The organism is Blautia sp. MSK17_66 (assembly GCF_020538025.1).
Classification (GTDB): Bacteria; Bacillota; Clostridia; order Lachnospirales; family Lachnospiraceae; genus Blautia_A.
Genome location: NZ_JAJBNQ010000032.1, coordinates 22367 through 46120 on the forward strand (window position 1 = coordinate 22367; position 23754 = coordinate 46120).

The window sequence follows — 23754 nt, forward strand, 5'->3', positions numbered from 1 at the left end:
TTTATTCAATCCTCTCTATGATTTGAGCAGTTTAAGCATATCTGCTTATAATCATGCTTCTTCAGCACCTTATCCGGAATCGTCCAGTCTGGTGCCAGGCCTTCAACATTCATGTGAATGTCAAAGCATATTCCATCATCAATTTCTGTTTCCATTAAAGGACAGTTAATCTTTTTTGATGCCATATTTTTCTGCCACCTCCCTAATCTTTAGTGTTGGTGCATCAAACTGTTCTTTCTTAAAAGCTGTTCGGATATTATTATTTTCCGTATCTACATATGTGACTCCATTTGGGCCATAATAGTTAACAAAGCGTCCATTCCACCGTGTCAATGAAATATCAGATTCTTTAATAAATTGTTCTGCTTCTGATCTGGTAACTCCATGTTCTCTTTCCGCATTAATATGGCTATGATCAAATGTAAATTCCGAAACATCTATTTTCTCTGGGTTTATTTTAGGTATACCCTTTATCTTTGCCTCCGATAATTCTGCTTTTATTTTATCATTTATCACAGATTCTTCAAGGACTTTCTGTTCTGCTTTTGTCGGCATGAAATGTCCCCACAGTCCATCCTGCATGATCCTAGCTTTCTGCTCCGGAAGCTTCATCTTCTCGGAAAAGTCTTTATAGGTCTGCATCTGTCCCTGATATTTTGCTTTTGCAAGAATGATATCGTCCGGATCCGCGCCGCCTTCCTGAAGAAGTTTGATTCTTTGACGCTGTGCCCGCATTCCCCGTTCCATCTTTCTCTGCTGTTGCAGAGCTTCGTAAGTGGTATACTGCTTTCCATTGTATTCTCTTGGGGTATTTTCCTCTTTGATCATTTGAGTGAGCTGTTTGTCCGTATAAGTCCTTACAGATCCTGGTGGAAATGGTTTGAAATCATGATAACAGTTGATTCCTTTCAGTCCTGTTACCTCACCCAAACCACATATCTCTTTTAACTGCTGCATGCTCCAGACTTTACCCTGCCAGGGCTGATGTGTTGGACGTGCACCTACATGATAGCTTACCTCATACTGATCTGTATTAAGATCTGCAGCCATCTGCTCATTGATTTTTCCCTGTACCTGACGGAACCCTGTCAGTACAGCCCTTCTGACTGCCACATTCACCCTGTCCCGATGCCCGGAATCATATTCTATGTACCGAATCCCGGATGCTGTCATCTGATTAATTGTCCGTCTCAGGACTGTGTTGTAGTCAAAAGCTCCCGATTGAATGTCCATCACTGCATTGTCCAGTGTGGATCTGTAATATTCCATCAATGGAGCTGATCGTATCTTTCCGGTTGCGGGATCTTTGATTGCAAATCCCATGGAGCCGGAAATGTTTTTATATTCTCCCTTTAACTGCTGCTTCGTGGCTTCAATCAGGTGTTGAAGAAACACATTCTGTTCAAACGGTATCTGCTGCAGATCTGCCAGCTTATATGCACGGGTATGTCCGTAATACTCCCTGTATGCCTCATCGGAAAATATGCGGTTCATTTCCTTTTCTGATGCTTCCAGCGCCTTCTGGATCCAGATACGTATTCTCTGTTCCGATACTCCCAACTGTTGCAATCGGCTGATCTGCCAGTCCGCTGAGGCTGTAGATACTCCGTTCTCTTTTATCCTGCGGACAATGTCTGACATGATCCGGACTTCCAGTTCAGAAAAGATATTCTCGGTTTTTACCGTCAGTTTCTCAATCTCTCCCTGTGTCATTCAATCACCGTATCTTCCGGCTGCTGTACTGCTGCCTTTGCCTGTTCTTCGGTTTCTCCATAATATTTTGCACGGTACTCCCATAATCCCATTGCTCCCATACTGACATCCTGACGGTCCGACTGCCTTTCCGCTTCCTTATCCTCAATAATGGAATCATCAAAGTCTATCGTTACTTCTGACTCTGAATTTAGCGGATTTCCCAGAACAATTCCAAGGCGGATAATGATCTGCACCAGTTCCTTCAGAACATCTTCCAGAATAACCTCATGTTTCTTGATCATCCGGTACATATCAGAGTTTTCTGATATAACCTCAGTGGCAGTCTTTACACCAGAACAGTCAAACTTGTATCTTTCCGTTCCGAAGCCGCACTTCAGGGAAAGATAATTCAGATCATCATTAATCGCTCCTGAGTGCTGTTCTGATCGAAGGTCCATGTTCACTTCTTTGATCAGTCCTTCCTGAGACTTATCGTACTCATCCGGCATCATGTAAAAAGTCACATCTTCCGGATCAAACGCGATAGAACCATTTACATTCTTCATCATTTCCGGAGCCACAAAGATACGCTTTCTTCCCAGTTCAAACTCATTGGAGTAGGAATCATACTTTATATCCAGGCTTTTCAGGACATCGATGGCATTTGCATAAATTGCAACACCCATTGCCGGACGAATAAGGTACTCATCATCTTCGTAAAAATATTTCTTCCGGAGTTCTCGGTATCTGGACTGTATGTCTGGAAATCTTATAGCTACTTCATTCAGACGCTTATCAATTTCTTCCTTGTGGCTTTCCCTCACCATTTCATCATGGGCTTCTTCCAGATTTCTCGGATGCTGATAGATTGTATTGTTCAGATCATATCCCAGAGACTGCCTCATATTCAGATAGTCTGCGTAGGTTGTCGCAGTACTCCTGATCTTCTGTTCAGCACCACTGCATTTTGTCCCGTACTCGCATCCGGAATATTTCTCTATCCGGTTCAGCAATTTCTGCAGGCTCATATATCTTATTGCCGTTTCAATCTGTCCCCTTCCCAATCCTGTTTCTGTCAGATGCTCGATCTGCTCTCCTGTCCAGACCTGCTGCATGCGTTTTTCCATCTGCATCGTATTCAAAAGTCCAGGATCGCCTTCGGCAGCAATCAGCTGTTTTACACTTTCTTTCCGGATTCCCAGGAATTTATCCGGCCGCCTTGCGTCCTGGTCTGTCACAATACCATATCGATATCTGATCAGTTCTTTTACCACTCCGATCAGTCCCAGCTTTACCAGAACTTCTATCTGTGGTGTCTGCTGATACCGTTCAAAATAGCTGATCGGATTAACAGCTTCCCTTACTGCTGCCGTATATTCTTTCAGTGCACTGTATTGAAAGATTGTTCCTTCCATCTCCTGATAAGTTTCTTTCAGGATCGGGGCTTCCCCGATCGTAATATTGGCATTTCCGTACAGATTGCAGTCATCCCAGAAGTCTTTCCCGTCATACCAGTTATGCTTGTGATAATCGATCTGGAGCTTCTTACCTGGCTCAAAATATGCCCTGGCAATCTCCACTCCAGCCAGTTCTTCGCTGGAATTGAACATTTCCGGGCCGTTCTCGCCTCCGATCATCCCTAAACACCATTTTTTCGTCACTTTTATATAACGCAGAACCATTCCTCGATCTTTGTACTTCTGCCCAAGGAACAGATGAATGCTCTTGCTGTGATATCCTTTCACCTTGCCCTGGCATTTGTATTCGCCATGTGCTCCGCATAACGGGCAGGTTCCAGCTTTTCCTTCTCTTGGTTCTTCTATGCCGCACTGTAACTGACTCTCAAAAGAAATTCCCTCTTTCCATCTGGCAGTCATTACTCCACCACATTTACTGCAGGCTATCTGTGCAAAGCATCCCCGTTTCTTGTAGTACAGGTAATGGGCATGATGAAAATAAAGACTGTCTGCCGTTTCCAGGATTTTCTTCTCCGGCAGTTCTTTTGTGTGGCTGATCCGGTCATTGAGGGCATTCTGGCGACGTTCGTATCTTCTTTCTTCTGTTTTGGGTCTGGCAGTGATCGATATATTCTGCTCATAACGGTATATGTACTTCCACCATTTATGGTCATCCCAGACCTCCACGCCCTTGCAGAATTTTTTGATCCTTTCCAGATCTTCCGGGTTCTGAAGAATGTTCTGCTTCTCCAGTTCTTTCTGCGTACACCCACGTTCTCCCGGAGTTTCCCAGATAAAGTATGCATCATAATATTCATCCGGCATGATCTTCCGTCTGTTCCACTCCCCATTCTCCGGAATGTATGTTCCAAATTCTTTCTTGTTCAGGACAACCCGTACCAGCGGTTCTGCCTGATTCTTTGCATTACGGTACATTTCCAGGAAAAGATGCTTTTCATGTCCTACGATCCTGATCGCTGTTATGCCGATATACTTGGCGTCTTTCTGTCTGAGTTTCTTCTTCAAGCCCAGATAAGGAATTCTCTCAATTGCTTTCTTTTTCATTTCACGCCTCCAAGATAATAGTCTTTGATCATCTTTTTGGCTTCTGCCATGCCTGGAACTCCAAAATCCACTCTGCTCGCACTGATCTTTGCCTCCTTGACAATCTCTTTGGGCACACTCGTTCTGTTCTCAAATGAATATTTCAGGAGCACTGCCATGCATCCTTTCAGACTTTTCCCTGCTTTGCGGATCTGATGAGCGATCATCTCATTTTCCATGCACAGCCCTTTGATGTATTCCACCCAATCCTTCATGAGTCCCGTTAATTTCAGGTCTCCTGCCTCAACTTCTAATTTCCCCACAGCTGCAATAAGAGCATCGCAGAGCTTTGGAATCTCACCTTCCAGATACAGGTCTACAAAGTCCTCCGGGATCCCGTTCTCCTTTGCCATTTCGTGCAGGCTCTCGATATCGCCCTCATTGGCCAGGTTTTCTGCAAGCTCATTGATTTCCTTGTAGCTGCTCATTTCTCCAAATTTGTCATACATTTCTTTTTTCTCCTCTCGCGGACACGTCCTATTCGGAAGCCTTCCGGTTTTGCCTGGATTTTTCCTGCAAAATCGCAAACAATCTTCAAATTCTGTTTTCGATTTCGGCTTTTCCACATGCTTTTTCCCTGATTTCTTTCAAATAGAGCATGTCTTTTGGTTTTTTATCCACATTTTTATGTTGAAAGTCCCCAAAAGCCTTATTTCTTTCAAATAGGCGGGCTTTTTGTATATGGGAGCATCGACTCCACACGGAAGCGTACTGCATGGGTCTTGAACTTCTCTTCCAGCAGCTTCCATAAGTCGCTGTTCCGGATCTTCTGTCCATTAGACTTCTTCCAGTCATTTTCCCGCCAGGAAGCAAGCCTTCCATGACCTTCTGCAAGGTATTCACTATCTGTATGGATTGTGATCACTGCTGATCTGGTCATGCGATCCATCGCTGCAACCGCACATTTCAGAATCAGCCGATGTCCTGTGATGTTCTTTTCCTGTCCCCTGCCCTCAAGTGGAGGCTTACTGCTTCCAGGGCAGCACAGCATGTAATGATAGGAGCCTCTCTTCATTCTGGGAGCGTGTGAAGACACGACCAAGAAAATATGTACCTCCTGCAATTTTAAATCCTCCTGTTCAGCTTTACTTTTTCCGGAAAACGTGCCATGACGTATCTCCGGTATTTATATCCCGTAGCCGGATTGATTCCCTCATAAGCGGATATGATATAATATCCTTTTCTTGGCTTTACCTCTCGTTTCCATCTTTGCAGCTTGTCCACATGAGGTTTCTTTAAAGGCATATTACGGCTTGTGTTATAACTTGCTTCACGGATCCGCGGTTTGCCCGGGGTTCCGTCTTTCTTTTCTTCCCTGGTATGCTCATCCTTCGTCATATATTCCGCCAGCTTCGTAAAATCTTCATCGTATACTTTCGGCTCATTTTTGATTGCCACTGTATATGTACCGCCTTTGTTCCATGCTTTCTTCATGATACTTGCAGTATCTCCGATCTCATTTACTACAAAGTGGATATGCCATGCTCCCTTGGTGCCTCTTTCAATATTCCGGAACCAGAAGAGCTCATATCCTCTTTTGTGATATTCATCTCTTACTATCCGGATTGCTTTCTGAAAATCTTTCAGTGCGGCTTTCATGTCCAGAGGACGATTTGTTATCGCATATGTCCAGTCGCCAAAGCAATCTCCCTGATCCAGATACTCCAGCATCTTGTGCCGGCATCTCATAGCTTTATTCTTTGCATTCACCAGACGCATCTGTTCTTCGGTTGGCTTTTTCCTCTTTATTCTCTTCTTTCCGGGTCCACCATAATTCCCATCATGGAACTCCTGTATCTCAACAATCCGTCCTCTCTGGAACTTATACTCTTTCCTCTTTATCGCCATAGCTTATGTCCTAACTTTAATATCTTAATCGAGTTGTAATACGGCGGTTCATCCCCCGTTATGAAGTAAAATAAAAACAGGATTTCTCCTGCAGACTCTTGACGCTATGACCTCCGGATGCTATAGTGTATTTAGGTTTTTTGTTTGTCCGGAGGACACAGCCTTGGTTCGTGCACTGCCTATGCACGAACCATTTTTTATTTTCTGTAAAGTTTCAACAATTCAGCAAATTCTTCCGGTGATCCCAGATCTTCATAAGCCCCCAGTCTGTCAGCAATGTTCCCGTATAAAACGGTCTGGTCCTGCTGCCACTCCATTCTGACTGATCCGGCTCTGCTGGCGGGGATACGATAAGTTTTGCCATTCGGATTCTTTACGGTAAGTCTTCCCTGCTTCATTTCCGTTTTTCCCTTCTCTCCATCTGCCATAACTTTCCTGCATAGATCATCATGGACACCCCTATTGCCAAAACGATTCTCTGGACGGTGCTGTCGATGATCCAGAAGGGCAAGTATGTAGTCAAGGTTCCGATCAGAACGGAATCCATTAAATCTTTCATGTTGTCTCCTTTCCTGATAATGCGGCCTTACCTTTCCATACATAGCCGGTTTCTTCATACAACTTCCGTGGCGATATAAAAAAAGATGTTTTTTCTCCGGTAAGACTTTTTACAACCTTGTTGTTTCGAGTGGCAGTTCCGATCGGAAGCCATCCATATACGATCCCTGCTCGAACTGATGATGTCGGAATCCCTATCATCTTGCTTACATCATCTACAGTCAGACGTTCTGTCGAAAATTCTGGCATCGGCGGGATTCCTGAAATGATTCTCGCGACTTCTGCTGCAAACTGGTGAAGTTCTGCATTCTGTTTGATATAGTCATCTACTGCGCTCATGTACTCTCACTCCTTTCGTTTTACGACATGATTCTCGCGGTTTTATAAAGATTTAATTAGATTGTCGAATGAACTTTATTGACTCTCCTCTTCATTGCTTCTATCCTACAAATACAGGGTACTGGCATACCCAAGTACATATGAAAGGAGAATACGTATGTTAAGTCCAGATGCTATGGCTTTCATGAAACATCTTGCCGAATTGTATAAAACAACCGGCAACAATTCTTTCGATTTTATTGAATACATGAGCGTTCCTAATCACTCAGCTGCGCTCGAAGAATTGATGGCTAAAGGATATGTGTCCTGGAAAGATGATTTTCAGAATATCCTCGGCACTATAACCATTAACCTTGATGTCCTGAAAGAAGAAGATTAAACCTCTTCCTTTGGTTCCAGCAGTTCCTTCTTTTCCTGATCGGACTGCTGGAACATTTCCTGAAATTCTGTACTTTTTTTCATAAATTCTTCAATACTCATTCCTGATTCAAAAGAAAAATTTTTAACATCAAGCTTCAGATCTAAGGTTGGACAAAGGTTTCCTTTTTCGTCCCTCGCTGAGTATTTTAGATCTTCAACTCCTTCGCTAATACATTTCCCTTCCAGAAATACATAAGTTGAACGTTCAACTGCTGCAATCATTAACTTAGGTACCATTGTTTTTTCACTCATCATTTCATCTCACTCCTTTCTGGTCTTAAACCATTGACTTTTTCTTGCTTATCTCCTATCTTTTAATCACAGGCACTGGCATGCCTGAATATTTACTCTAGGAGGTATCTATGGGAAACTCTCAAAAATTCAACCCTTTCATATGTTCAGAACTACAAGATTCTTTGAACAGACTTTCAAGTGTATATTCTGAATATTTGCAAACTGTTTTTTCTCCTGAAGTGTTAACTGCTCAAATACAACAGCTTCAAGAAGAAATAGTCAAACCTTACAAGCAATTTCTTCAGTCGTACACGCCTGCTATGTTTTCATCACTTGCCGACTCTCTTTCCCAAATGTCCGAAGCTATAACGGCCAGTGTACGCGATAATATAACAGCCGGTATGTACAACAGTTTGAATGAATCTCTAAAAGCTATAATTTCACTCCAAGATCTTCAACAACAGCTTGCAGACAGCGCACCGGAATCAAACTGCCCTGATAATTTTAGCGATTTATCCGAAGACGATTTTGTAATCGCCGATGAATCTGTCATCAAAACATATGAATTACCCGATTCTGTTTACATTCCTCTTGGAAATCATAGAATAAAAATTCCTACATCCACTTTCGTTGCTATTATAGGAATAATCCTCAGTGCAATGGTCTCGATTTCGCTTTCTATTATCCAATCAAAGTCATCACAAGCAACGCAGACTAAGCAAATGCAAATCGAAGAAGCCCAGCTTCAGCTTCAACGCTCCCAGAACGAGTTATTACAGCAGCTTCTCCATAATGTAGATGTTTCTTCTTCCAGTGAAGCCGAATCCATCAAGGAGTTAAAAGAAGCTGTTGAAGAACAGAATAAACAGTTTTCACAGATTCAAGACACAACTGCATCGACTGCAAAAGATCTTGATAGTTCCGAAGAAGCTGAAGATACTGACAGCTCCAAATAATAAGTAAAGTTATCATAGTCACCTGTGTAAGCACTAAAGCAGTCCCCAAACTTCTTATTTGCTTACGCAGGTGATCTATTTCTTTCTTCGTATTGTCCATCTAAACTGCCCTTCTTTCGTACGAATTATCCGCAAAACTTATCGGATTGACATCAAGATGTTTGCACAGTGTCAGAAATTCGTCCGCTCGTAAATCGCGATTTCTTTTTTCATTAAAAAGGCTGTCATATAATGCCATATACGGAATTTTCGTTTTCCGTGATATATCCGACAAATTAAATCCTTTTTGTCTTATATACGTAGAAACCCGCAGTGTTGCTCTGTCCATTTTGTTCACTCCTTTCTGGTATTAAACTATTGACATTTCACCACAACTTTCCTACTCTTGTGATATAGGCATTGGTATGCCTAATACTTAACCTAAGGAGAATGTCCATGGATAAAAAAACTTTTGAACATTTTAATTTCATCCCTGAGTTTCCCGATTTTCCTGATCCATCCTCAATCGCTGGAATTTCAAAAGAATCATTAAAAGAATTTGAAAAATCCGAAGCTTACAAAAAATATGTACTTCCTACTCTTGAACGTGAAAAACAATTAAAAAGGCAAAAACGCTCAGAATGGTTCTGGATCAAAGGATTATTAATACTCAACACTATTTTCGCTGGAACTTCTGCTATATGTGCAGTAATATCATTGTTAAAATAATTAATAACAACACTGTGTCCAGAACTACAATAGCCTGTAGGGATGTCTGCGCCTTCCGTAATTTCTCAATATTCTCACTGGAATGCGCTTCCATTCCTGCTGTGTAGGCAATAAGCTCGTTTCTCTCACTTTCTGTCATGTCTTGGTATCTTACCTTATTCGTTTTCATTTCACTCCTTTCTGGTATTAAATTTATTTGTCCTTTTTCGTGACATTACGGAGTAAAAAAAATATCTTGCACAGTTTTTCCATAATAATTTGCAATTGCAATTTTAATAGAATCTCTAGGAGTTCTTTGCTGTGTTTCATACATTCCAAGCGTAGATGTAGCAATTCCTATGCCTTTTGCCACTTCCGCCTGGCTTTTATTCCCCCGTAATTCTATCAACCTTTTTCCGTATGGAATCACCATTACCCCTCCTTTCTGTCACGTTTTGTGACTAATTGAAATATATCACCATCTGTGTCTTTTGTCAATCACTATTCGTGACATTTTTGTATTTACTTTTATCACGTTCTGTGATAACATGATTTTAGAAACTACACAGGAGGGGCATTATGGGAAACTTCCAAAACGTATTCCGTCAGTTGCGTCTTTCATCTAACCTGACGCAAAATGAAATGGCTGAAAAGATAGGTATTTCTCGCAGCACTATCGGAATGTATGAAACCGGTGCAAGGGAACCTGATTTTGAAACTCTCGAAAAGATAGCTGACTATTTCAATGTAGATACAGATTTTTTACTTGGTCGAACCAGCCAAACAACTTTATTGCCAGAAACTATAGGTGCCTATTCAAAAACGCGGGAACTCACTGCAGTATATGAACAATTATCTCCGCATAATCAAGGTAAGGTCCTCACCTATTCAAAAAGTCTTCTCTCCGCTCAGCAAATGGAGGAAGATGTTCTCGCCGCCCATGCCCGTACAGACGTTGAGCAGACACCGGAGGGTGTACAGCATGATATTGATATTATGAATGATGATTCCCGATGGGATTAAAAGGAAGGAGAATATTATTATGATGTATCCATTTATGACTCTTAATGATGACACAGAAATTACGCATTCTGAAATGAAACCAGACGGCAAGGTTAAAGTTTATATTGAAACGCCGGATGATTTTGGTGGTTTTCATAATGCCACCTGCTGGTTGCCAGAATATAAGTGGGAAGATATAAAAGGATATTCCGACCAGGAAATGACATATTTTAAACAGCTTATTCGAAACAACGCTCATCTTATTATTGAATTTTCTCAGGAGGGAGGAATTCTGAATGCCGCAAATTCTTAGAATCGGTCCATATAGTATCTACTTTTGGTCAAATGAAGGGGATCCTCTTGAACCTGTTCATGTGCACGTTTCAGAAGGACGTGCTACTCCTACCGCTACAAAATTCTGGATAACAAGTACTGGCAAGGTTATCGTATGCAATAACAATTCCCGAATTCCGGAACAGGTATTAAAACGATTGATTCGTGTTGTTGAGGCAAACAGTGCTGAAATTATCAATGAATGGATAGAACGTTTCGGGGAGACTCGCTTTTTCTGCTGATATCTGTTATAACAAATAGCTTAAGGAGTGATACTTATTGACCTACGAACAGCTTTTAACTGCTGCCGATCAGAATGGTCTGGCAGTAAAAGAACATCCTCTGACAGATCATGACGGTCTGCTTAAAGGAAAACGGATAGCAATCCGAAAAGATATAGAAACACAAGCCGAGAAATCCTGTGTTCTGGCTGAAGAACTTGGTCACCATTACACCAGTTCCGGGGATATTTTGGATCAGGATAATATTATGAAACAGAAACAGGAATATCGTGCCAGATTATATGGTTATAACCTCAAAATTGGATTGGCCGGGCTTATCCGGGCTTATGAAGCTGGATGCAGGAATTTGTATGAAATGGCAGACTTTCTGGATGCTACAGAAGAATATCTGAAAAAAGCTATACAGTGCTATAGATCTAAATACGGCGTGTGTACTGCTATTGATAATTATGTTATTTATTTTGAACCGTTCGCAGTTATGCGAATGATTACAACAAATTAATTCGCTTCAGCGTTTTAATAAAACACTATACTTAGGAGGGATTTTCAATGAAAAGAAAAAGTATTTGTCTTTCGTTACTATTGACTCTATGCATAATTTTATCATGCATCCCCGTTTACGCCGGGAATGCAGATTTCAGTGACGGAGGCGGCAATTCGCAAAACTATTCCTCAAGCGGCTCTCTTTCAGCCGGAGGCTACAGATCGGCTATCACATTAAAAAGAGGGAAAACCGTTACTGCCTATATATGTAGAACAGAAAGAGCAAAATTTAAAGTATCCGGATCAAAATACAAATGGAAAACTTCGAATAAAAAAATAGCTACAGTTACTTCCTCAGGCATCGTAACTGCCAAGAAAAATGGAAAAGTTACCATTACTGCACAAAAAGGACGCACCGTATATAAATGTAGATTAATTGTAGAAACTCCTAAATTATCTAGTAAAACTGGTTTCATTACTAAAGGAAAATCTTTTCAGTTTAAAATAACTGGAACCAAACAGAAAATAAGATGGAGTTCTTCTAATAAATCTGTAGTTTCCATTAGTTCTAGTGGTAAAGCTACTGCTAAAAAATCTGGTACTGTTTTTATCACAGCCAGGGTTTCTACTTATAAATTTACTCAATCAGTAACCGTCCCTAAACCATCTCCTACTCCTACACCACAACCTCAAAAACCGGTTGTCCAAACATATACCTTGGGTCAAACTTGGGCTGTACCTGGACAATGGCGTTTAACCATTAATTCTGTTTCTGAAATGGATGAAAGAAACCCTTATTCTGATTTATATCCTGCTGCTGTGTATCTTATTGATTACACTTATGAAAATATTGGATATACAAGTAATTTTATGGATGGCTTGTATATAGATTTAGGGTCTATTGATTCCAAGATAATTGATTCTCAAGGATATATTGGATATGAATATCCGAATTCTCCAACTTATTATCCTCAGGAGATTCCTGTTGGTGCTAAATGTCATGCTCAATCTTGTATCGGCGTAGATCACATAGGTAATCTGAAAATCTATATGGATATGTATGCTGGAAATGACTATAATAAAAAATATTCAGCAATATTTAATGCTCCAGTCAAATAAAAAGCAATGAAAAAAACCGGCTCCCGCGCCAACAGGAACCGGCTCAGATCTCCGAAGAGATACTCATTTCGCAAACATATTGTATCATCTTCGGAGCAGGCATACAACCAGAACATTTGTGTGTCTGCTATTTTTGTACCCAATTTTAAGAAAGGAAGATGATATTATGGCAAAAAGAAAGAAATATCCCAAACTGCCAAATAACTTCGGGAGCATCCGGTATCTTGGTAAAGGGCGGCGAAATTGTTATGCCGTGCATCCACCAGCTACCATTGATAAAACCGGAAAAACAGTCCGTCCACCGGCAATCTGTTATGTGGATGATTATCTGAAAGGATTTACGGTTCTTACTGCCTATAAAGCGGGAACATATCAGCCAGGCATGGAAGAAACCCTTGAAATATCTCCTACAACAGATGTAGATTCTCTCATACATCGTATTATCTCAGATTACAATACAATTAAAGGTGTGGAAGAAAAGCATCCGGAAATACATAAATTTACATTCTCTGAAGTATACGAACAGTTTATGGCATGGAAATTTCCAGAAGATACTGAATTATCCCGTAGTTCCAAAGCATCTTACCAGTCTGCATACAAAAGAACTGCCTCTATCCACGAATGCATATTTGAAGACCTGAAAGCCCCTGATCTGCAAAAGGTGATTGATGACTGCACACTGAAAAAGTCGAGTCTCTCCGCACTCTTGATACTTTTTAAGCAAATGTACAAATATGCCATCTATGCAGAAATCGTCTCTGAAAATAAAGCATTGTATGTAACTATAAACTCAAAGGATGACGTGGAACACGGAACGCCTTTTTCTGATCAGGAACTGCAGATCCTGTGGTGCAATACGGATGATCCAGAAGTGCAGCTTATTCTCATTATGTGTTATTCTGGCTGGAGAATTGGTGAAGTCCTTAAATTAACAACTAACCTTGAAGAACATTATTTTCAGGGCGGTATCAAGACAAAGTCTGGAAAAAACAGAGTTGTTCCAATTCATCCTGCGATTTATGATTTTGCCAAGCAAAAAGTTTTGTCTCAAAATGGAAAACTCTATCCTTACACACAGACGCATCACCGGCGTGCACATTTCTATCCAACATTGGAACGATTGGGAATTGTCGGAAACCCGAAGCACACTCCTCATGACTGCCGGCACACTTTTTCTGCTTTATGTGAAAAATACGGCGTTCGTGAAAATGATCGTAAACGAATGCTTGGGCATTCTTTTGGAAATGATATCACAAACGCCGTATATGGGCATAGGACTCTGGAAGAACTCCGCACGGAAATCGAAAAAATAAGGGTTCCATTTTGTGACTAACTGTGACTAACCGTTCCTGTTTATCTTGCATTTATTCACTCTAAATCGTCCTATCAGTCACTTGCAAACCATTGATTTTACAGGCTTTTTCCGCATTTTGCGTGTGTTTTCGAATGCTTGCTTATTTTATCCTATACTTGATGTATTTATTTTACAAAAAATGCCCTTACTTTATCCAGCGTTTCTTCCAGGACGGCATCCGTATGTGCCACAGAAAGGAACATTGCCTCAAACTGTGACGGTGCAAGATGGATTCCGTTTTTGAGCATATACAGAAAATACTCTGAGAATGCCCTGGTATCAGAAGTTTTGGCAGATGCATAATCTTTGACTTCTTCTGTTGCAAAGAAAATACTTCCAAGAGAAGAAACATGGTTTATCTGATACGGACTGTTTGTTTCTTTCAGGATTTCTTCGATACCTCCATATAATTTCTGTCCTTTAACCTCCAGGTCTTTGTAAATTTCCTGATGCTCATAGAGGTATTTAAGCTGAGTCAGTCCTGCTGCCATAGCAATCGGATTTCCACTTAAGGTACCTGCCTGGTATACAGGGCCTGCCGGCGAAACCATCTCCATGATCTCTTTTCTTCCACCGTAAGCACCGACCGGCATTCCGGCTCCGATGATCTTACCATAGGTCACCATATCCGGTCTTACTCCGAAATATTCTGCCGCTCCGCCAAATGCAAGACGGAAACCTGTGATCACCTCATCAAAGATCAGAAGTGCACCATACTGATCGCACAGAGTACGAAGCCCCTCAAGGAATCCTTTCTTCGGCGGAACCACACCCATATTTGCACCGACCGGTTCCACAATCACCGCTGCAACCTGCTCCGGTGCCTCTTCAAGAAGAGCTCTGACACTGTCAAGATCATTGTAAACAGCTGTCATGGTATCCCTAGTACATCCCTTCGGAACTCCTGCACTGTCCGGAACACCACTTGTCATCACACCAGAACCTGCACTTACCAGAAGCGCATCGCTGTGTCCGTGATAGCATCCTGCAAATTTGATGATCTTATCTCTTCCTGTGAATCCTCTTGCAGTACGGATCGCACTCATAACTGCCTCCGTACCGGAATTGACCATACGCACCATTTCAACATGAGAGATGCGCTCACAGATAAATTCCGCCATCTCAACTTCTATCTCTGTTGCACAGCCAAAGCTGAGCCCCTTCTCACAGGCCTTCAGAACGCTCTCACGTACAGCCGGGAAGTTATGTCCAAGAATCATCGGTCCCCAGGAATCTATGTAATCGATATATTTATTGCCATCAACATCATAAATATAACATCCATCTGCACGCTCAATAAAACGAGGTGCCTCACCGATGGCTCCATATGCTCTTACCGGACTGTTTACACCGCCCGGAATTCTTTTGACCGCTCTCTCAAATAAAGATTCAGATTTCGTCATCATCCAATTCTCCCTTCATCAATGAAACGTGCCAATTCTTTTGCATAGTAGGTCAGATAGATAGAAACTCCTGCACGATAAGCACTTGCTGCCATCTCACAGACAATCTTGTCTTCATCGATCCATCCCATCTTGGCTGCCGCTTTGACCATCGCATATTCACCGCTGACACTGTAAGCTGCGATCGGGACATTGGTTGCCTTATATACTTCTGAAACCATGTCAAGATAGGACATTGCCGGCTTGATCATGATGATGTCTGCACCTTCCTCAATATCTGTCAGTGCTTCCTTCATTCCCTCTCTCCGGTTATGATAATCCATCTGATAGCTCTTGCGGTCTCCAAAAGACGGTGCAGAGCCTGCCGCATCACGGAACGGTCCGTAAAAAGCGGATGCATATTTCACTGCATAGGACATGATTGGTGCTTCCTTATGTCCTGCTCTATCCAGACATTCACGGATCGCACGAACACGTCCGTCCATCATATCAGATGGTGCTACCATATCTGCACCTGCCTCTACATGGGAGAGAGCTGTTTTGGCAAGCAGCTCCAGAGTTGCATCGTTCTCAACTTCATGTCCGCAGAGAACACCGCAGTGTCCATGAGAAGTGTACTCACACATGCATACATCTGTGATATAATAGAGATCCGGAAACTGTTTTCTGGCTTCACGAAGAGCTCTCTGCACGATACCATTCTCATCGTAGGCTCCGCTTCCGACCTCGTCCTTATGATCCGGGATTCCAAACAGCATGATACTGCTGACGCCGGCTTTTGTCAGACGTTCCAGTTCATATGGAAGACGGTCCACACTGTATCGAAACTGTCCTTCCATGGACGGAATTTCTTCCTCAATATTCTGTCCATCCTTAACAAAAAGAGGATAGATCAGAGAAGATTTATCAATTCTTGTCTCCCTTACCATTTTTCGCAGAGTTTCACTGCCACGCAGTCTTCTTGGTCTTTGAATCAGATCCATTATTGTCACTCCTATCTGTAACTGTTCTGTACACTCAGTCTGTGGAAGAATCAGTTACGTTTGTCTTTATTTTTTCAACAAGTGTCGTCAAATCATCGATCGTAGCCTTTGCAGCCATATATGTCTTCATTCCATAGCTGTCTGCCGCTGCTTTTGTCTGCTTGCCGATACATGCTGCTGTCACATGTGAATAATCAGAAAGTCCCGTACTTTCCACAAAGCCTTTTACCGTGGATGCACTGGTAAATACCACACAGTCGATTCCGCCCGCTTTTATTTCTGCTGCCACATCGATCAGCGGATTTTTCTCATATACAGTATCATAGGTCGGAATATCATCCACCTGTGCTCCACGTTCCATGAGAATCTTAACCAGATTCGCATTTCCCTTTGAGGCACGCGGGATCAGGATGTTTTCACCACCGTCAAGCCTCTGTGCCAGAGCTTCTCCCAGAGAATCTCCATCGTAAACCTCCGGGATCAAATCTGCCAGGATTCCTCTCTGCTCCAGTGTTTTGGCTGTTCCCTGTCCGATCGCAGCTACTTTAAGAGAAGAAAGACAACGGATGTCCTTTTTCTCTGCAAACATTTTCTCAAAGAAAACCTCTGCACCTGTCGGACTTGTGAACACCAGCCACTGATACTGCTCCATCTTCTCAAGTGCCTGATGCAGTCTGCTCTGGTCCTCCAGAGGAACTGTCCGGATGGACGGAAGCTCCAGTACCTCCGCTCCCTTTCTTCGGAGTTCATCCGCCGTGCGGGAACTTCTCCCCTTCGGTCGTGTCACAAGAACCTTCCAGCCCGCGAGCGGAAGTCTTTCATACCAGCCAAACTCCTCAGAAAGCTGGCACACTCTGCCAACCACGATGATTGCCGGAGTCTCGATTCCCTGTCGTTCCACCTCTTCCTTAAGCGTCGCAACGGTCGCAACCACCCGCTTCTGGTCGGAGGTCGTCCCTTTCTGAAGCACAGCCGCCGGCATCTTTGGATCCATTCCTGCATCTAGAAGTCCCTGACAGATATCGTTCAGTGCTGCGATTCCCATCAGAAATACCAGAGTACCCCTGGTATTGACAAGTGCCTGGAAATCAATATCATATTCTCGTCCTGCTCTTCTGTGTCCTGTAATGATATGGACAGAGGAACAGAAATCTCTGTGTGTCACCGGAATGCCGTTGTATGCCGGCACAGCGATCGAGGAAGTCACTCCCGGGACCACTTCATAAGGAATCCCATTCGCAGTCAGGAGTTCCAGTTCCTCTCCGCCTCTTCCGAACAGAAACGGATCTCCGCCTTTGAGCCTTACTACCCGGTATCCCTTCTGCGCTTCCTCAAGAAGCACCTGATTGATCTGTTCCTGCTTCATGGTATGCCTGTCCGCACGCTTCCCTACATTAATGAGTCTTGCAGAAGGAGGTATTTTCGCAAGCACACCCTGTCCCACCAGACTGTCATAGACAACAACATCTGCCTGGGAGAGGATTTCCATTCCCTTCAGTGTAAAAAGACCGATATCTCCCGGCCCTGCTCCTACAAGCCATACTTTTCCCTGTTTCATTCTGCCTCACCTTTATCCTGCTTTGTTCTGTCGGATTCTTTCATTTGTTCTGCAAGTGTAATTCCCAGTTCCTCTGCATCCTTCCTGTTTCCAAGGATACTGTCCTTAAACCAGTTTCCTGTTTCTTCATTATAATAGAGCCCACGGAGAAACAGCATCTCTCCTTCAACCGTTCCAAAGGCAGCTACCGGAGAAGAACAGCCGCCATTCAGACAACGTACAAAGGCTCTCTCCGCACATCCTGCACTCCACGCATCCGCATCACAGTAACCATCCAGGAATGCATAGTCCACACCGGTCCGTCCCTGCACTGCCAGAATCCCCTGCCCTGCTGCCGGGAGCATTTCTTCTTCTGTAAAATACCGGCTGATCCTCTCTTCCAGTCCGAGACGTTTCAGACCTGCTGCTGCCAGGATCAGTCCTGAATACTGTCCTTCATCCAGTTTACGAAGTCTTGTCTGAAGGTTTCCCCTTATGCTCTTTATCTCCATATCCGGATACAATTCCCGAAGCTGAAGGGTTCTTCTGAGGCTGGAACAGCCAAGAGGTTTGGATCTGTCCAGTTCTGTCACCCCCTTTGGAAGCACCAGTACATCTCTCGGATCCTCTCTTTTTGAAAAAGCCAGAAGCGGGAGTTCTGCCGGAACTTCCATCGGCATATCCTTCAGACTGTGTACGGAAAGCTCCGTTCTTCCATCAAGAAGAGCATGATCAAGTTCTTTTACAAAAAGGCCCTTGCCGCCGACTTTGTCCAGTGTACGGTCAAGAATCTTATCCCCTGTTGTCTTCATGGTCAGAATTTCTACCTCAAGTTCCGGATCATGGTTTTTTATGTAATCCCGGACCATCTCGCTCTGCAGTACCGCGAGCTTGCTTTCTCTGCTTCCGATCGTAATCTTATTCTTCATTATCAGATGCCTCCATTGCCTCCTGAATTGCCACACGGACTTTCCTTGCTTTTTTGTGATTCAGTCCGCTTGCTGTAATTCCCACAACAACCTCGTCCTGCATATAAATTCCCGGGAAATAAAAATCACATTTACTCTTGTCATCTGCAACGTTGACATAGATTCCCTCTTCCTTACAGACACGGTAGATCTCATCATTCAGTTTCCAGTCATTTGTCGCAGCGATCACCATAAACGCCATAGTGAAATCAGAACGCTTCACCGGTCTGTTGATCAGATTTACAAAACCCGCCTTGCCAAGTTCATGGAGCTCCATCGTTGTCTTTGGAGCTACTGCTGTAATGTTTCTGGTAAACTGCAGCAGAGTCTTGATCCTTCTGGTTGCTATATTTCCACCACCTACTACTACAATCTTTTTATCTGACAGATCTACAAACATTGGAAAAAAACGCTTATTCTTCATATAATTTCTCCAGTCCTGCCACGCACTCCAGAAAAGTATCCTGATTCAGACTGTCCCGGAGTCCAAAAATAAGTTTATTGACTACCTTGCCTGCTGCAGTATCTACTGCATTTAAGAGATTTGTACGGTCAGAATCCTCCATCGGTGTGTTCTTAAGAATCTTGTGGATACGAAGGTTCAGATCCTGCACCGCTTCCTCTCTGATCTCCTGGATCCTCGGGATTACATCCCTGCCATCCAGCCACTGAAAAAATTCATCCATCTGTTCTCTGACGATCTCACCGGCCTTTGTGATGCTTTCCATAGATTCCGGTGAAATCCTTTCTGTGCGGAAACTGTCCATATCATACAGTGTAATTCCCTCTTCCTTCGCAAGTGCCGGTTCAATATCTCTCGGCACAGCAAGATCCAGAAGAAGCAGCGGTTTCGTCAGGGTAATATCCTGAAAAAGTTCCCTGCGCAGCGTATAATTCGGACTGGCTGTCGCACTGACTACCACATCACATTTCGGCAGAAATCCCATACGCTCGCCATAATGGATCCGGCTGCACCCGATCGGAATGCTCACCATACCGCTTCTGTACTGACGGACTGTCACTGTGACATTTGCTCCGGCATCCCGAAGTGTCTGTGCCGCAACCTTGCCCATTTCTCCGTTTCCGATAACCATGCAGGTTTTTCCATGCATGTCATATCCCTGTTCTCTCAAAGTACTGACCGCCTGATGGATCACAGATGGATTTCCATGTGCCATCGGTGCCTCTGTCTTGATCCTCTTCCCTGCTGTTACTGCCATACGGAAAAGAACTTCCAAAACGCCGTCTGTCGTAAAGTGCTCTCTCGCCAGATTGAGGGCATCCTTGATCTGCGTAAGGATCTGGTCTTCGCCAAGAATCTGAGACTTCAGACCTCCTGCCAGATAAAAAAGATGCTCGACTGCTTCTTTATCCTGTCTTGAGATAAAATATTCTTCGTAAGAAGGATCCTGTATATTCTTGAGTTCGCAAAGACACCGATACAGTGAAAACTCCTGATCATCCTCATGACTCGCCCAGATTTCCAGACGGTTACAGGTAGATAAAATAATGCAGCCATGAATGCCTGCTCTCTCTTTCAGTTGTTCCATTGCCTCTCCGGCATTTTTCTTTGTAAATGCAAACAGGGCACGGACGTCTACCGGTGCTCTGTCGTGATCTATCCCTATCATGGATATTGTCATGATATTTTACTCCTTTGTGTTCCTCCTGTATCTTTTTCTGCAATATTGTTACAAAAAACAGCCTCATTTACGTTACTGTTCACTCCGTTCACAACAACTTGGTCAAAATCCATTCCATGTCACCTTCGGTGATAGGATTGTACCTGCTGAAAAACATACTGTTTTAATGATAGTCGTTTAATCCTGCAATGTCAATGGAATTCACTGGATTTTTAATAATAAAAAAGCGTACCGGATTCTTCCATAAGAAAAAAATCCGGTACCTGTCTCCGTTATAAACGTTATTTGATTTTTATTGTGATGGTTCTTGATGTGGCATTGTACTTAGAAGTTGCAGCCGCCTTAATTTTAATCTTTACAGTACCTTTTCTTCGGAATGTGATCTTTCCTTTGGAAGATACCTGGGCAATTTTTTTGTTGCTGGAAACATAGGTGATTTTTCCTGCTGCCTTTGGTCTGATCGTCAGACTTTTGGAAGAATATCTTCTAGTATAGGAAGATGCCACCCCTGAAATCTTCTGAGATGCTTTCGTCACAGTCAGAGTCACTTTTTTGGCTGCCGCATTGCAGTTTCTGGTAGCCGCTGCCTTGACTGTGATGATGGTTTTGCCACTGCCCTTGATCGTAACCTGTCCATTTTTATCGACTGTTGCAACCTTCGTATTGCTGGAAGAATACGTGAGTTTACCATCACCTTTGGTACGTTTCACATCCAGCTTAAAAGGCTTTGTGGCGCCAGTCTTTTTGGCTGTATTCGAACCCGTCAGAGTCTGTCCTGACTTGGCAACTGTATACTTCAGAAAAACACTGCCCGTATAATCATTGATTCCGTAAACCTCAATCGTATGCGTTCCCGCATTGCTGTTGTAATCGTATTCCACCTTATAATCTACATTCTGAAGCAGACCATTCGTGCAGGCAACCTGCGGATAGAAGTATCCACCCGTCCAGGTATAGGAAGTAGTCTTAAGCGAGAAGGCCTTCGCATCCAATTTAGAAGTAGTGATCTTCTCAAAACGGTTGTTGTTGGAAACCGCATACTTCTGCACAGTAGAATTCTCATACCCACGAAGAGTAAGCTGCGTACCCTTGTTAAAAACATTGTAATTACTGATATCCACATTTTTGGCATGGATCGTAACTTTCGTAAGAGAATCACAGCCCCGGAATGCACCATCACTTATCTTGGTAAGATGACTTCCCATACGGACACTGGTAATACCTTTACAGTCCTGAAATGCATAGCTTCCTATTTTGAGAAGATTATCATTGAAAGAAAGTGTTTTCAGTGAAGCACATTTATAAAACGCTTCATATCCAATAGAATTTAAGTGCTCACCAAAGCTTATACTCTCCAGTGCAGCGTCTCCCGAAAATGCATAATCGCCAATGCTTGTACAGGAATTTCCAATCTTTACAGATGTAAGAGAACTACAGTCACGGAACGCAGAATCCTTGACAGTGCTCACTCTACTCGGAATATTGACCGATGTAAGTGAAACGCACTCGCGAAATGCACTGTAACCAATCGTTACAAGTCTGGAATTCAAAGATACCTTTTTTAACTTAGATGCACCCCTGAACGCAGCTTCTCCGATTTCTGTCACACTGCCCGGGATTGTTACCTCTGTAAGAGAACTACAATTATTGAATGCATAATTTCCAATCGTTGCTACTTTATTTCCGATCGTAAGCTTACTGAGATTCACATTTTCTGCAAATGCATAATTTCCAATTACCGTAGTGCTATTCGGTATGGTAACAGAAGTCAGATTACATTCATTAAACGCATAATTCCCAATACTGGTCACTTTACTTCCAAGAGAAAGTGTCTTTAATGAGATACAGCCTTCAAACGCTTGATTTCCGATTTCACAGCCTCCAGAAATACTTACTTTTTCCAGACCTACACAATTTCTAAATGCATCATATTCGATACTTGTAACAGATGACGGAATCGTCAGAGACTTCAAAGCACCTGCGTTTCTGAAAGCATGATAACCGATGGTTGTTAGTTTGTTTCCCATCGTAAGACTTTCCAGATTAGTACATCCATCAAAAGCGTAGCCTCCAATCTCTTTAAGAGATGCACCCAGTTTCACAGATGTCAGATTCGTTGCACCTGCAAAAGCTTCATAACCAATCGTTGCTACCTTATCCGGTATTGTCAGTTTCCGAAGATTACTGCAATTTGCAAACGCATAATTTTCAATAGTGACCAGGGATGTTCCCAGAGTAAGCTGAGATAAGTTCTGACAATCGCTGAATGCAGCACGTTTAATTATAGAAACTTTATTTCCGATTCGAACACTCTGAAGATTATAGCAGTCTTCAAATGCACGTTCGCCAATGGTTGTCACCTTATTTCCAATTGTGATGGAACGAATATTTTTAAATTCATAGAATGCACAATCTCCAATAGTTGTAATATTATCACTGATCACAACCCTGGAAATATATTCTCTCTGATCACTCCATGGAGTAGAAGAACTGCCCCAGTAATTATACATCGCACCAGATCCACTGAGTGTCAGAGTCGTTCCGTTGATTTTCCATTTGACATTGTCTCCACAGGTTCCGGAAGACGCCCCTACAGCATCCATACTTTCTTCGGAATCTGTAAATTCCTCCTCCGCGGAAATTTCCCCTGATTCCAGTTCAGTCGCTGTCTCATCTGCATCTTCCTCCTGAATCTCTGCCTGTGCATCCTCTGATGCAAAGTCCTCATCCAGAATTTCCGGCTCTTCCGTATCCTCTTCAATTTCCGTGGCAGGATCCTCTGTCTCCGTTTCCTCTGCTTCCATTTCAGAGTTCAGATCTGTTTCTCCCTCCTCTGACCAGGAATCTGTCTCCTCCTGTGTAACAACCGCAGAATCCGTAAAATCCGCAGCCGATGCAGACATTACACTTCCCACACTGAGCGTTGCTGCCAGAGTAATCGTTATCAGCTTTTTCATACCCTTCCTCCTTTTGTATTAGTTAGTCTCAATTGTACTACAAACTCGGCAAAAAAGAAACACTAATACCTGATATCTGATATTTTTTATTTCCCGTTACATTTCCGATATAGCATTTCCCTCTTCCTTTATAAAATACAATAAAATTCGGTGCCGGTATTTTCTGCAATGCTGAGGAATAGAGAGACTTATTATCCACCAGTTTCTGATACTCACCTGCAATATAAAACAAATCCCTCAGGGGGCATATTTGTGTATTAATATCCTTCTTACCAGTATTTTTTCACATAATTACTGGCATCTTCTTCAGATAAGGAAAACTCTTCCATTATATTTTTTACAGAAGCTTCCTGGTCAAGTTTAAATTTCTTGCAGGTTTTAACATAATATATAGCAAGAATTCTCCTTCCTCTACAGGTGGGAGATGAATTG

The 23754-nt window shown here is 42.7% G+C and carries 27 protein-coding genes; 9 read left to right on the forward strand and 18 right to left on the reverse strand.

The window, feature by feature from the left end:
- Nucleotides 1-5: 5 nt before the first annotated feature.
- The 9 genes from LIR34_RS15335 to LIR34_RS15375 form a co-directional block, all read right to left on the reverse strand.
- Nucleotides 6-185: a hypothetical protein gene (locus LIR34_RS15335; RefSeq protein ID WP_173903155.1), complete on the reverse strand. Its 180-nt coding sequence runs from the start codon at nucleotides 183-185 to the stop codon at nucleotides 6-8.
- On the reverse strand, nucleotides 166-1713 hold the full coding sequence (locus tag LIR34_RS15340; RefSeq protein WP_173903156.1) for a phage minor capsid protein: 1548 nt from the start codon (nucleotides 1711-1713) through the stop codon (nucleotides 166-168). Before LIR34_RS15340 ends, LIR34_RS15335 begins: the two co-directional genes overlap by 20 nt.
- Complete coding sequence (locus LIR34_RS15345) at nucleotides 1710-4217, reverse strand: phage portal protein (RefSeq protein WP_244092343.1); 2508 nt, start codon at nucleotides 4215-4217, stop codon at nucleotides 1710-1712. The genes LIR34_RS15340 and LIR34_RS15345 overlap by 4 nt, the downstream gene beginning before the upstream one ends.
- On the reverse strand, nucleotides 4214-4705 hold the full coding sequence (locus tag LIR34_RS15350) for a hypothetical protein (RefSeq protein WP_173903157.1): 492 nt from the start codon (nucleotides 4703-4705) through the stop codon (nucleotides 4214-4216). Before LIR34_RS15350 ends, LIR34_RS15345 begins: the two co-directional genes overlap by 4 nt.
- A 209-nt stretch (nucleotides 4706-4914) precedes the next feature.
- On the reverse strand, nucleotides 4915-5319 hold the full coding sequence (locus tag LIR34_RS15355; RefSeq protein ID WP_173903158.1) for an RNase H family protein: 405 nt from the start codon (nucleotides 5317-5319) through the stop codon (nucleotides 4915-4917).
- A 2-nt stretch (nucleotides 5320-5321) separates the two neighbouring features.
- Nucleotides 5322-6104: a rolling circle replication-associated protein gene (locus LIR34_RS15360; protein ID WP_173903159.1), complete on the reverse strand. Its 783-nt coding sequence runs from the start codon at nucleotides 6102-6104 to the stop codon at nucleotides 5322-5324.
- A 197-nt stretch (nucleotides 6105-6301) separates the two neighbouring features.
- Complete coding sequence (locus LIR34_RS15365) at nucleotides 6302-6502, reverse strand: hypothetical protein (protein ID WP_173903160.1); 201 nt, start codon at nucleotides 6500-6502, stop codon at nucleotides 6302-6304.
- Nucleotides 6499-6663 (reverse strand): hypothetical protein, encoded by a 165-nt coding sequence (locus LIR34_RS15370; RefSeq protein WP_173903161.1) that lies wholly within the window; start codon nucleotides 6661-6663, stop codon nucleotides 6499-6501. Before LIR34_RS15370 ends, LIR34_RS15365 begins: the two co-directional genes overlap by 4 nt.
- Nucleotides 6660-7001 (reverse strand): hypothetical protein, encoded by a 342-nt coding sequence (locus LIR34_RS15375; RefSeq protein WP_244092344.1) that lies wholly within the window; start codon nucleotides 6999-7001, stop codon nucleotides 6660-6662. Before LIR34_RS15375 ends, LIR34_RS15370 begins: the two co-directional genes overlap by 4 nt.
- Before the next feature lie 157 nt (nucleotides 7002-7158).
- On the opposite strand from LIR34_RS15375, the gene LIR34_RS15380 reads away from it, so the two are divergent.
- The gene (locus LIR34_RS15380; RefSeq protein WP_022214622.1) at nucleotides 7159-7380 is read left to right on the forward strand and encodes a hypothetical protein; all 222 of its coding nucleotides are present in this window, start codon (nucleotides 7159-7161) and stop codon (nucleotides 7378-7380) included.
- Here LIR34_RS15380 and LIR34_RS15385 read toward each other — a convergent pair.
- Nucleotides 7377-7676, reverse strand: a complete 300-nt coding sequence (locus tag LIR34_RS15385; RefSeq protein WP_173903162.1) for a hypothetical protein — start codon at nucleotides 7674-7676, stop codon at nucleotides 7377-7379. The genes LIR34_RS15380 and LIR34_RS15385 overlap by 4 nt on opposite strands.
- A 107-nt stretch (nucleotides 7677-7783) precedes the next feature.
- Between LIR34_RS15385 and LIR34_RS15390 the strand changes: the two genes are divergently transcribed.
- On the forward strand, nucleotides 7784-8611 hold the full coding sequence (locus LIR34_RS15390) for a hypothetical protein (RefSeq protein WP_173903163.1): 828 nt from the start codon (nucleotides 7784-7786) through the stop codon (nucleotides 8609-8611).
- A gap of 435 nt (nucleotides 8612-9046) precedes the next feature.
- The gene (locus LIR34_RS15395; protein ID WP_161286623.1) at nucleotides 9047-9319 is read left to right on the forward strand and encodes a hypothetical protein; all 273 of its coding nucleotides are present in this window, start codon (nucleotides 9047-9049) and stop codon (nucleotides 9317-9319) included.
- A 214-nt stretch (nucleotides 9320-9533) separates the two neighbouring features.
- Here LIR34_RS15395 and LIR34_RS15400 read toward each other — a convergent pair whose 3' ends face one another.
- Complete coding sequence (locus LIR34_RS15400) at nucleotides 9534-9731, reverse strand: helix-turn-helix transcriptional regulator (protein WP_022214626.1); 198 nt, start codon at nucleotides 9729-9731, stop codon at nucleotides 9534-9536.
- 146 nt (nucleotides 9732-9877) lie between these two features.
- Between LIR34_RS15400 and LIR34_RS15405 the strand changes: the two genes are divergently transcribed.
- The 6 genes from LIR34_RS15405 to LIR34_RS15430 all read left to right on the forward strand — a co-directional run bounded on the left by LIR34_RS15405 (nucleotide 9878) and on the right by LIR34_RS15430 (nucleotide 13810).
- Nucleotides 9878-10321 (forward strand): helix-turn-helix domain-containing protein, encoded by a 444-nt coding sequence (locus LIR34_RS15405; protein WP_173903164.1) that lies wholly within the window; start codon nucleotides 9878-9880, stop codon nucleotides 10319-10321.
- 19 nt (nucleotides 10322-10340) lie between these two features.
- The gene (locus tag LIR34_RS15410) at nucleotides 10341-10613 is read left to right on the forward strand and encodes a hypothetical protein (protein ID WP_173903165.1); all 273 of its coding nucleotides are present in this window, start codon (nucleotides 10341-10343) and stop codon (nucleotides 10611-10613) included.
- Nucleotides 10597-10875, forward strand: a complete 279-nt coding sequence (locus LIR34_RS15415) for a DUF4160 domain-containing protein (RefSeq protein ID WP_173903166.1) — start codon at nucleotides 10597-10599, stop codon at nucleotides 10873-10875. The genes LIR34_RS15410 and LIR34_RS15415 overlap by 17 nt, the downstream gene beginning before the upstream one ends.
- Before the next feature lie 37 nt (nucleotides 10876-10912).
- Nucleotides 10913-11377, forward strand: a complete 465-nt coding sequence (locus LIR34_RS15420) for a hypothetical protein (protein ID WP_173903167.1) — start codon at nucleotides 10913-10915, stop codon at nucleotides 11375-11377.
- A gap of 47 nt (nucleotides 11378-11424) precedes the next feature.
- Nucleotides 11425-12477, forward strand: coding sequence for an Ig-like domain-containing protein (locus LIR34_RS15425; RefSeq protein ID WP_173903168.1), 1053 nt, complete (start codon nucleotides 11425-11427; stop codon nucleotides 12475-12477).
- Between the two features lie 166 nt (nucleotides 12478-12643).
- Nucleotides 12644-13810 (forward strand): tyrosine-type recombinase/integrase, encoded by a 1167-nt coding sequence (locus tag LIR34_RS15430; RefSeq protein WP_173903169.1) that lies wholly within the window; start codon nucleotides 12644-12646, stop codon nucleotides 13808-13810.
- Nucleotides 13811-13956: 146 nt separating this feature from the next.
- Here LIR34_RS15430 and hemL read toward each other — a convergent pair whose 3' ends face one another.
- From hemL to LIR34_RS15465, 7 genes are all read right to left on the reverse strand, one after another.
- Entirely contained in the window at nucleotides 13957-15234 is a 1278-nt protein-coding gene (gene hemL, locus LIR34_RS15435) for a glutamate-1-semialdehyde 2,1-aminomutase (RefSeq protein ID WP_173903176.1), read from the reverse strand.
- Nucleotides 15234-16217, reverse strand: coding sequence for a porphobilinogen synthase (gene hemB / locus LIR34_RS15440; RefSeq protein ID WP_161284481.1), 984 nt, complete (start codon nucleotides 16215-16217; stop codon nucleotides 15234-15236). The genes hemL and hemB overlap by 1 nt, the downstream gene beginning before the upstream one ends.
- Nucleotides 16218-16251: 34 nt before the next feature.
- The gene (gene cobA / locus LIR34_RS15445) at nucleotides 16252-17775 is read right to left on the reverse strand and encodes a uroporphyrinogen-III C-methyltransferase (RefSeq protein ID WP_173903170.1); all 1524 of its coding nucleotides are present in this window, start codon (nucleotides 17773-17775) and stop codon (nucleotides 16252-16254) included.
- Nucleotides 17772-18683 (reverse strand): hydroxymethylbilane synthase, encoded by a 912-nt coding sequence (gene hemC, locus LIR34_RS15450; protein ID WP_161284479.1) that lies wholly within the window; start codon nucleotides 18681-18683, stop codon nucleotides 17772-17774. The genes cobA and hemC overlap by 4 nt, the downstream gene beginning before the upstream one ends.
- On the reverse strand, nucleotides 18673-19146 hold the full coding sequence (locus LIR34_RS15455; RefSeq protein WP_161284478.1) for a precorrin-2 dehydrogenase/sirohydrochlorin ferrochelatase family protein: 474 nt from the start codon (nucleotides 19144-19146) through the stop codon (nucleotides 18673-18675). Before LIR34_RS15455 ends, hemC begins: the two co-directional genes overlap by 11 nt.
- Nucleotides 19136-20365: a glutamyl-tRNA reductase gene (hemA, locus tag LIR34_RS15460; RefSeq protein WP_161284477.1), complete on the reverse strand. Its 1230-nt coding sequence runs from the start codon at nucleotides 20363-20365 to the stop codon at nucleotides 19136-19138. The genes LIR34_RS15455 and hemA overlap by 11 nt, the downstream gene beginning before the upstream one ends.
- Before the next feature lie 281 nt (nucleotides 20366-20646).
- On the reverse strand, nucleotides 20647-23322 hold the full coding sequence (locus LIR34_RS15465; RefSeq protein ID WP_173903171.1) for a leucine-rich repeat protein: 2676 nt from the start codon (nucleotides 23320-23322) through the stop codon (nucleotides 20647-20649).
- Nucleotides 23323-23754 lie beyond the last annotated feature (432 nt).

Coding starts and splice junctions, on each gene's coding strand:
- LIR34_RS15415 (WP_173903166.1), top strand. CDS start 10,597: ATGCCGCAAATTCTTAGAATCGGTCCATATAGTATCTACTTTTGGTCA.
- LIR34_RS15335 (WP_173903155.1), bottom strand. CDS start 185: ATGGCATCAAAAAAGATTAACTGTCCTTTAATGGAAACAGAAATTGAT.
- hemC (WP_161284479.1), bottom strand. CDS start 18,683: ATGAAGAATAAGATTACGATCGGAAGCAGAGAAAGCAAGCTCGCGGTA.
- LIR34_RS15375 (WP_244092344.1), bottom strand. CDS start 7,001: ATGAGCGCAGTAGATGACTATATCAAACAGAATGCAGAACTTCACCAG.
- LIR34_RS15405 (WP_173903164.1), top strand. CDS start 9,878: ATGGGAAACTTCCAAAACGTATTCCGTCAGTTGCGTCTTTCATCTAAC.
- LIR34_RS15360 (WP_173903159.1), bottom strand. CDS start 6,104: ATGGCGATAAAGAGGAAAGAGTATAAGTTCCAGAGAGGACGGATTGTT.
- hemB (WP_161284481.1), bottom strand. CDS start 16,217: ATGGATCTGATTCAAAGACCAAGAAGACTGCGTGGCAGTGAAACTCTG.
- LIR34_RS15370 (WP_173903161.1), bottom strand. CDS start 6,663: ATGAAAGATTTAATGGATTCCGTTCTGATCGGAACCTTGACTACATAC.
- hemL (WP_173903176.1), bottom strand. CDS start 15,234: ATGACGAAATCTGAATCTTTATTTGAGAGAGCGGTCAAAAGAATTCCG.
- LIR34_RS15340 (WP_173903156.1), bottom strand. CDS start 1,713: ATGACACAGGGAGAGATTGAGAAACTGACGGTAAAAACCGAGAATATC.
- LIR34_RS15385 (WP_173903162.1), bottom strand. CDS start 7,676: ATGATGAGTGAAAAAACAATGGTACCTAAGTTAATGATTGCAGCAGTT.
- LIR34_RS15395 (WP_161286623.1), top strand. CDS start 9,047: ATGGATAAAAAAACTTTTGAACATTTTAATTTCATCCCTGAGTTTCCC.
- LIR34_RS15400 (WP_022214626.1), bottom strand. CDS start 9,731: ATGGTGATTCCATACGGAAAAAGGTTGATAGAATTACGGGGGAATAAA.
- LIR34_RS15410 (WP_173903165.1), top strand. CDS start 10,341: ATGATGTATCCATTTATGACTCTTAATGATGACACAGAAATTACGCAT.
- LIR34_RS15350 (WP_173903157.1), bottom strand. CDS start 4,705: ATGTATGACAAATTTGGAGAAATGAGCAGCTACAAGGAAATCAATGAG.
- cobA (WP_173903170.1), bottom strand. CDS start 17,775: ATGAAACAGGGAAAAGTATGGCTTGTAGGAGCAGGGCCGGGAGATATC.
- LIR34_RS15390 (WP_173903163.1), top strand. CDS start 7,784: ATGGGAAACTCTCAAAAATTCAACCCTTTCATATGTTCAGAACTACAA.
- LIR34_RS15455 (WP_161284478.1), bottom strand. CDS start 19,146: ATGAAGAATAAGCGTTTTTTTCCAATGTTTGTAGATCTGTCAGATAAA.
- LIR34_RS15380 (WP_022214622.1), top strand. CDS start 7,159: ATGTTAAGTCCAGATGCTATGGCTTTCATGAAACATCTTGCCGAATTG.
- hemA (WP_161284477.1), bottom strand. CDS start 20,365: ATGACAATATCCATGATAGGGATAGATCACGACAGAGCACCGGTAGAC.
- LIR34_RS15365 (WP_173903160.1), bottom strand. CDS start 6,502: ATGAAGCAGGGAAGACTTACCGTAAAGAATCCGAATGGCAAAACTTAT.
- LIR34_RS15425 (WP_173903168.1), top strand. CDS start 11,425: ATGAAAAGAAAAAGTATTTGTCTTTCGTTACTATTGACTCTATGCATA.
- LIR34_RS15345 (WP_244092343.1), bottom strand. CDS start 4,217: ATGAAAAAGAAAGCAATTGAGAGAATTCCTTATCTGGGCTTGAAGAAG.
- LIR34_RS15430 (WP_173903169.1), top strand. CDS start 12,644: ATGGCAAAAAGAAAGAAATATCCCAAACTGCCAAATAACTTCGGGAGC.
- LIR34_RS15465 (WP_173903171.1), bottom strand. CDS start 23,322: ATGAAAAAGCTGATAACGATTACTCTGGCAGCAACGCTCAGTGTGGGA.